Genomic DNA, 7,424 nt, shown 5'->3' with positions numbered 1-7,424 from the left:
TTCTGGTTATTCTTGTCATTTGACTCAAAATTCTATACATATTTCAAATATTAATTATAAGTTTCAAAAAACTAACCACTGAATTTTAGCTTTTACTATTTCTCAAACACTAACTCGCAATGAGTTCATAGAAGTAGTGTTCCAAAAAACAGAACATAAATTATGTATTGTACATCAAATTAGAAATAGTGTAAGATATGTATCTTATAAAGAGCAACAATGGTAAGTTCTATGAATTAATTAAAGGCATATTAAGAGGAGGATATTATGGGATTGTTCAGAAAAGATAAAAACAAGATACAAGATAAAAACAAGATACAATTGAAAGATTTTCTGACTGTAGAAGGAGTACCAAAATTAGTAACCGAACATCAGTGGGATATGAATGGTACAGATCATAAGCATAATACTATTATGCACTATGCGATCAAAAGGTGCGTAAACATTGATGTAATAAAAGCGATATTAAGTGGTGATAGTGATAATATCAAAGCATTAGTGAATAGCGTTAATCAACATGGAGTAACACCACTCGTCCAGATGCTTCAAATCTACGAATCAGAATATGAGACATATTGGTACTTACCTGTGGAAAAAATGGAACAATCAATGATTCCAATAGTTAATTTGTTATTGGCATCAGGTGCCGATCCGCATAAGCAATCAACCATATACGGTGTGCACGGACCAGTGAAAAGCAGTTTTGTGGAGTATTTACATTCTAAAAAGTCAGTGGTTACAGACTGGCTACTTACACAATTACCTCAGATGCAATGTAATATTTCTAACACTGAAACTGTAATGATACCTTCTTCTTCTACTGAAGATAGTACAGAGCATTCGGCACTTTTGGGTGATATTGAATAATAAAATCTGGTTCTTGCAGGGTAATGTGATTTATATATAATAGGCATCATCAAGTTAAGTCAATTAGTTGCAAAAAGAGTAATATTTTTAGATTTCAGGCAGCAAGAAGCAGCAATTCCAAATATGAGAGCTAAGATCAACTAGAAGTCTCGAAGTGTGTGGTATCCAGACTCTACTTTTCGTAGAAGAAATATTAAAATAGTAGAGTTTTGCATATAAATCATTAAACTAATATCAGTATTAGTAACTCACCTTACGCAACGGGTATGATAGAGGGCTTTGTTGCATGAATCAGATTTTGAACATGTTGTTTAATTGTTGTCAAAAATCAGGCAAATTTTTTGGTATCCGGCATGCCGAGTTTTGTCATGATATTAAGAATGTTAGCAACCACTTTACTTTCGGTTTTTTGGTTTAAAAAAGTTCTAGATTTTAATTTGTTTCCTATAATTGATTTATAACGGTAGATAGTGTTTTCTGCTTTTGCTCGCCTACCGTAGTTGGTATATTTTTGCCATTGCTTTCGTCCCTGCTTCATAAGACGAATATTGTCTAATCTTAATTTAGAGTCATCGGGCATTTCTGCTCTGAACCCTAAGTTTGGCGGTATTACTGCTTTTATAGGAATTTCATTACCGTGTTTATTTTGATGAGCAATTAATGTTTCGTATGTAGAGGGTTGGTCATACGATCCGCTCCGCTCCGTCAGCTAGTACGGTATCTATTGGACTATCAATTTCCTCAAGTAATACGTCTATTGTAGCACAATCACTAATATTGTGGGTCTTTAATTCAGTGATCTAGTACTACTTTTTCGGACATATTATTAAGTGACTAGTATTAAATTTTGATCAAAATCTACTGGTATTTGATAACCAATAGAGGAATGTCTACGTTTGCGGTTATAATAGCATTCAATGTATTCAACAATTGAAGATTTAGCTAATTCCCTAGTGTTATAACTCATATCATGAATTAACTCAACTTTTAAGGTATAAAAAAATGACTCCATGGCAGCATTATCATAGCAGTTTCCTTTGGCGCTCATACTAGGTAATAGCTTATATTTGTCCAGTAATTTCAAATATGGATCAGAGCAATATTGGACTCCTCGATCAGAATAAATTATTACTCCCTTAGGCAATTTACGTCTAAATATCGCCATTGTTAAAGCATCTGTAACCAATTGAGAATGCAAGCTTTTACCCATTGACCAACCCTATAACTATTCTTGAATACAGATCAATAAATACACATAGATATAACCAACCTTCTGATGTCGGGATATAAGTAATATCAGTTACCCATTGCTGATTAATATTAGTTGCAGTAAAATTCTGTTGCAATAAATTTGGTGCTACTTTCTTACTATGTTTAGAGTCAGTAGTTGCTTTAAATTTAAGTTTTGCTTTTGCTACTAGTCCAAGTAGTTTCATACGTTCCGATATAAAACTACGAGTGCAGGCTATACCCTCTATACTTTAACTCATGATAAATCCTAGTTGATCCATAGCGTCCTTTATGCTCAACAAATATTAATTTAATAAGATAATCTAATTGATTACATCGTTCCATTCTCTTGCTTATTGGATTACCTAACCATTCATAATAACTACTTTTTGACACTTGTAACATCATACACATTAATCTTATTGAACATTTATCAGTATTATTTTTAATAAAAGCGTATTTTACTTCTCTAGGCTCGCAAAATACGCTGTAGCCTTTTTTAGAATTTCTCTCTCCTGCTGAGTACGTTTCAATTCTTGACGTAATCTTTGGTTCTCAGCTAATAAATCCTGATAATGATATTGTGATTTAGAATTTGCTTCTTGCAGTGGTATCATTGATGACCTTACCCAGTGTGTTAATGTTTTATACTTTATACCAAGTTCAATTGAAATTTGCTTTACTGATTTACCTGATGCCTGTACTAATTTTACTAATTCTCATTTAAATTCATCTGTATATTTTATTCCTTTGGGCATTTCTTACTTCTCCTTTCCTTTTATGAGAACTCTGTGTCCGGAAAAGTAGTACTAGATCAGTTTCAAAAACGATCGTTTTGGGGACATGTGACAGACTCACAAAAACCTAATTAAAATCTTTTCAAAAAGTGTTTCAAAACCTTGTTCTTATTAAAATGTTCTGCTAATTTAATAAAAAAAGGTTTTAGGAATAGAAAATATGCTCATCGGATACGCAAGGGTCTCAACGCTAGATCAAAACCCTAATCATCAAATTGATGCTCTTAATGAGGCGGGATGTAAAAAAATATTTACAGAAAAAATATCAGGTGCAAGTAAGCAACGTACTCAATTACAAGCAGCTCTTGATTATATGCGTGAAGGCGATACGCTTGTAGTTTGGAAATTATCTCGTCTTGCAAGATCGCTTACGCAAATAATAAGTACTTTAAAAATCCTTGAAGAGAAAAAAATTGGCTTGCAAGTAATTACCCAAAATATAGATACTTCAACAGCAGAAGGAAGACTTTTTTTTCATATGAATGCAGCATTTGATCAGTTTCAGCGAGAGATTATCGTAGAAAATACAAAAGCCGGATTAAAATCTGCCCGTAAAAACGGTAGAATAGGTGGAAGACCTAAGTTTATGAGTGATGAAAAAATGCGTACAGCAAAAGCTATGCTAAAAGATAATGAAAATTATCCATTTATTTCCGATATTATAAAAACGCTAGAGATAGGTAGGACAACCTTTTATAGGTATTTTTCTCCAGAGTCTATAGAGCAACTTAGAACCCGCCAATAAAATCATTACAAAAGATTTCAATTCATACTTTTGCCAACAGTATATCGGTTTCGTCTTTATATCTCAAATATCAAATAAATTTTTATAATAGAACAAAAATGGGCACCGTCATATATGGACGCCTGGTTAAAAACAAGTACTAAAATAAAAAACAGTTAATGATAAATGAAGCAGTCATATATTCGGCATCAAAGTGCCATAATGGTTTCTGCATTCTGTCTAAGATCCTGGAGAGATTCACTCAAGTTAGCGGTATCTAGGTACCATGACGTTAGCTCGGATTTCATCCAGAATGCTTATGTATTATCGCTTTAACCCGCCGTTTTATTATTCTACTTTGCTTTTATTTCTTTACCCCTATCTAGTTTAAAAATTATATAGTTTATAATTTATCCTAAATCTTAAGTACTATTATACCAATTGGTAATTTCTGTTCTTTACCAGATAGGCATAAGCGATTCTAGCCAATTTATTAGCTATAGCTACTGCAATTACATTGAACGATTTCCCTTTTTCTTTTAATCTTTCAATAAATTCTGATAACGCTCCTGAGGTCTGATTAGTTTTATAGCTTCTCATCAATAAAGACCTACCAGCCTGTATTAGGATTGTTCTTGCATATCTGGCCACCGGTGACGGTAACCCTATTTTCGTGGAAACTCGTTCCCTTTTTATTTTTGTAGTTGTCACTTTATTTGTTTTATTCTATGAATTTCTTCACCACATTGTCATTGTCAAATAAAAAGGGACGAGGGTGTCAGAAAGATTGTGTCAGTTGTAAAAATAGTTAAGGATAAGATTAATTAAAACAACTTACATGAGGCTAATATGAAGAATCAAATAAAAGTAACAAATCCATCTATAGAAAAAGCTGTATCAGAAATATTATCACAAAGTGATCCATCTGCAATATTTGGCAAAGGAGGGATCTTTGAAGAATTTAAAAAACGGTTAGTGAATAAGATCTTAGAGCAAGAAATGGAGTCTCATATAGGATATGAGAAGCATTCTAAGACTGAAAAAGAGTCAAATAACAGGTTACTTTGAGGATTTATGGCGGAGCAAGGGTCTTGAGATTCCAGTTCCAAGTTTTGGTCATTTATGTGATTTATTTTCACAGATACCATTAGAGGTAAAACAGTTTTGCAATAAACTTGCCGGTCGTATCAAGAATGGTGAAGCTATATCTCTGATCTAGATAGCACAGGTATTAGATTTAATACAGCTAGTAACTGGTACGCAATGAAATATAATAAAATCTGTAAGAATAAGCCATGGCAGAAAATGCATATTGCTATGGATTCTGAAATGAATATGCACGATGTTGAGATTACTGATTGCCATACTTCTGATATAGAGATGTTAGAGTCCTTAATACCAGAGAATATATCGGTGGATAGAGTAATTGCTGATGGTGCTTACTATAGTATTGAAGGAGTTGAGACATTAAGTAATCGTGGTATTACGCCAGTAATTCCTCCTCCACGTAATGCTAAGATATATGGTATAATACCATATGGCATGATAAGATTGTAGGTTATATTAGTAAGAAAGGTAATATTTATGCATTTTATAAAAAATACCGTTATAGAATTAGGGCACGAATTGAAGCTCAAATTTCAAGGATTAAGCGATGTATTGGTGCATCTCTATTAACTAAAAAAATATCTTCACAAAAACTTGAAGCAATTGTTATTTCCAATATTATAAATTTATGGAATGCATTTGGTAGATGTACTTCCGTAAAAATAGGATAATTACGTCAAAAAAAAATAACAGATACCCTTCCGAACAAAGCCATACAAAACACTAGAGCAAAAAATTAAAACAAAGAACTAAGTAAAGATATAGATGAAAGTAGTAGCCTCTACTACTTTCCAAAAAGAATAGTTAGGATTGAGATTTAAGAAGATTATTGAGTTCAGAGATAGAAAGTCCTGTAACTTTAGAGATAAAAGAAATATCAGAGCCAGCATTAAGCATATTTTTAGCTACTTCCATAGTTCTTTTAGCTTCCCCAATCTGCATGCCTTGTTGTATACCTTTTTCTACACCTTGTTGTTCCCAATGATGTGCAAGACTAGTCATAAGTTTTTCTCCTTGCTGGTTATTTAAACGAGATTTTAATATTTTTTCTAGTTCTATCTTATCAGATTTTTCAATTTTAATCAATGTATAGGTTAATATAAGCTCTAGGTAATCAATACCGATATCAACTAACGCAAACTCAGGTAATAGATCAGCTATCTCATACCATCTTTTAAGTAAGTCTCTTTCATGAATATGTTTCATGAAGAATTGGAGTATTCCCGCCCAAGCTTTTTTCTTTAATTCCTCATCAGGAATATCATGCACGTTAATCACCTGATGGTCTTTAGTCCAAATATCTTGCATTAGTTCTTTATGCTGGCACAAATCCCAAAGATTCTTTGGAACATTATATTTCTTTTTGCCGTTGTAGAACACGAGTGGGTAGACAAAAGGCAAATGTTTGGATTTAGGATTAAGAGTTAAATGCCTTGCTGCGATATCCGTCATATACTTAAAGAGCCTAAAAGCCATGAAGTGATCAGGAGTACTTTGATGTTCTAGAAGAATCCAAAGATATCCAGTATCATCTTTAAACTTAGCTGAGAATAGGATATCAGATATAGAGTGCTTTAGATCCGCTTCAACAAAGCTTTCTTTTTCCATCTTAAGGGTATGAGGCAAGAACATAGCCTGAATCTCTTTTGGTAGATGCATCTCAAAGAACTCTTTAGCAACTATTGGGTTCTCTAGAGCTTTGCGAATAAGGGCATCATGCCTTGGACGCTCGGAGGTCACATCATCACTAGTGTCGCTTGAACTGTTGCCCGCATCAGTAGCATCGCTATCTATACTTAATTCTTCTTCTGTGCTACTAATATCTTTTTCATTCATTGAGTTGGTTCTATCTCTGAGTTTCTTATTAAACCTTACATATTCTATGAAAAGGTAAATGTTCGTGTATTAGGCTTACTAAATGCTGAGCAGAACATGAAAGTATCCAAAATCCAACGAAGACAGGCGTGGTATAATTAGTAGGAGATACGAAATGCCTATCTAGATGGAAGTAATTAATGATACAACAAAGTCCTAGAAAGAAGAACAGAAAAACATTCATTTTATTTAAAATACCAAGAGATGCACAAAATACATAATGTAATGTTGTAGCTATTGTAAGTCTAATAGTAAAGAAGACGCCATGGATAGCTTTGCTGAACAATCCTAGTATTGATTTTAAAAAATCATGAGTTATAATTAAGAAATAGTAAATGGATCATGATGCTAAGTAAATGTTGTAGATATGATAATCATTGTGGGTAGCGACCTTGCTTAATTGATGAGCGCAAGCTATCACCAATGCTGGCTACGCAATACTTTAGAAATATTAAGATAATGAAAAGGAATTCTTTAAGTAATATTTTTGAACTATTAAGATACTTTTTAAAAGTACTTAAAATATCATTATTAATGAGAGCCTACGGCAGCAAGACCAATAGTTTTCTTCAGAGAATTAAAACCCGTACGGGTTTTTAGGACTGCACCCCTCTACCAGTCTATTCTTAATCATTCATCATACTATCTTCTTCGACACTAAAGAAATTGTTGCGTGCAACCTTGCACCAATCTATGCTAAAGAAGAAGTAAAGAAGAAGTAAAGAAGAAGTAAAGAAGAAGTAAAGAAGAAGTAAAGAAGAAGTAAAGAAGAAGTAAAGAAGAAGTAAAGAAGAAGTAAAGAAGAAGTAAAGAAGAAGTAAAGA

Annotated in this window: 10 protein-coding genes and 1 pseudogene; 4 read left to right on the top strand and 7 right to left on the bottom strand. The window is 33.0% G+C overall.

Annotated elements, in window-relative coordinates:
• Positions 1 to 267: 267 nt before the first annotated feature.
• Positions 268 to 867, top strand: a complete 600-nt coding sequence (locus ACKTSD_RS07460; RefSeq protein ID WP_412708683.1) for an ankyrin repeat domain-containing protein — start codon at positions 268 to 270, stop codon at positions 865 to 867.
• Positions 868 to 1,195: 328 nt separating this feature from the next.
• Here ACKTSD_RS07460 and ACKTSD_RS07455 read toward each other — a convergent pair whose 3' ends face one another.
• The 4 genes and pseudogenes from ACKTSD_RS07455 to ACKTSD_RS07440 form a co-directional block, all read right to left on the bottom strand.
• Complete coding sequence (locus ACKTSD_RS07455; RefSeq protein WP_412708682.1) at positions 1,196 to 1,447, bottom strand: hypothetical protein; 252 nt, start codon at positions 1,445 to 1,447, stop codon at positions 1,196 to 1,198.
• A 246-nt stretch (positions 1,448 to 1,693) separates the two neighbouring features.
• Positions 1,694 to 2,077, bottom strand: coding sequence for an IS3 family transposase (locus tag ACKTSD_RS07450; RefSeq protein WP_412708681.1), 384 nt, complete (start codon positions 2,075 to 2,077; stop codon positions 1,694 to 1,696).
• Positions 2,070 to 2,303, bottom strand: coding sequence for a DDE-type integrase/transposase/recombinase (locus ACKTSD_RS07445; protein ID WP_412708680.1), 234 nt, complete (start codon positions 2,301 to 2,303; stop codon positions 2,070 to 2,072). Before ACKTSD_RS07445 ends, ACKTSD_RS07450 begins: the two co-directional genes overlap by 8 nt.
• A gap of 255 nt (positions 2,304 to 2,558) precedes the next feature.
• Positions 2,559 to 2,801: pseudogene (locus tag ACKTSD_RS07440) on the bottom strand (transposase); the annotation flags it as partial.
• A 253-nt stretch (positions 2,802 to 3,054) separates the two neighbouring features.
• Between ACKTSD_RS07440 and ACKTSD_RS07435 the strand changes: the two are divergent.
• A complete protein-coding gene (locus tag ACKTSD_RS07435) occupies positions 3,055 to 3,639 on the top strand; it encodes a recombinase family protein (protein ID WP_412708679.1) in 585 nt (194 codons plus the stop codon).
• A gap of 411 nt (positions 3,640 to 4,050) precedes the next feature.
• On the opposite strand, the gene ACKTSD_RS07430 is transcribed toward ACKTSD_RS07435, so the two are convergent.
• Positions 4,051 to 4,329: a hypothetical protein gene (locus ACKTSD_RS07430; RefSeq protein WP_412708678.1), complete on the bottom strand. Its 279-nt coding sequence runs from the start codon at positions 4,327 to 4,329 to the stop codon at positions 4,051 to 4,053.
• 138 nt (positions 4,330 to 4,467) lie between these two features.
• Between ACKTSD_RS07430 and ACKTSD_RS07425 the strand changes: the two genes are divergently transcribed.
• On the top strand, positions 4,468 to 4,686 hold the full coding sequence (locus ACKTSD_RS07425) for a transposase (RefSeq protein ID WP_412708677.1): 219 nt from the start codon (positions 4,468 to 4,470) through the stop codon (positions 4,684 to 4,686).
• A gap of 195 nt (positions 4,687 to 4,881) precedes the next feature.
• The gene (locus ACKTSD_RS07420) at positions 4,882 to 5,175 is read left to right on the top strand and encodes a transposase (protein ID WP_412708676.1); all 294 of its coding nucleotides are present in this window, start codon (positions 4,882 to 4,884) and stop codon (positions 5,173 to 5,175) included.
• A 354-nt stretch (positions 5,176 to 5,529) separates the two neighbouring features.
• Here the strand turns inward: ACKTSD_RS07420 and ACKTSD_RS07415 are convergent, their stop codons facing one another.
• Together ACKTSD_RS07415 and ACKTSD_RS07410 are read right to left on the bottom strand one after the other, a co-directional pair.
• Complete coding sequence (locus tag ACKTSD_RS07415; RefSeq protein ID WP_412708675.1) at positions 5,530 to 6,561, bottom strand: Rpn family recombination-promoting nuclease/putative transposase; 1,032 nt, start codon at positions 6,559 to 6,561, stop codon at positions 5,530 to 5,532.
• A gap of 665 nt (positions 6,562 to 7,226) precedes the next feature.
• Positions 7,227 to 7,424 (bottom strand): hypothetical protein (locus ACKTSD_RS07410; RefSeq protein ID WP_412708674.1); only part of this gene is annotated, 198 nt, incomplete at its 5' end.

The sequence above is a fragment of the Candidatus Rickettsia kedanie genome, assembly GCF_045865205.1.
Taxonomy (GTDB): Bacteria; Pseudomonadota; Alphaproteobacteria; order Rickettsiales; family Rickettsiaceae; genus Rickettsia; species Rickettsia australis.
The sequence above is the reverse complement of the archived record's forward strand: the minus strand, read 5'-3'. Positions and strand labels throughout refer to the sequence as shown.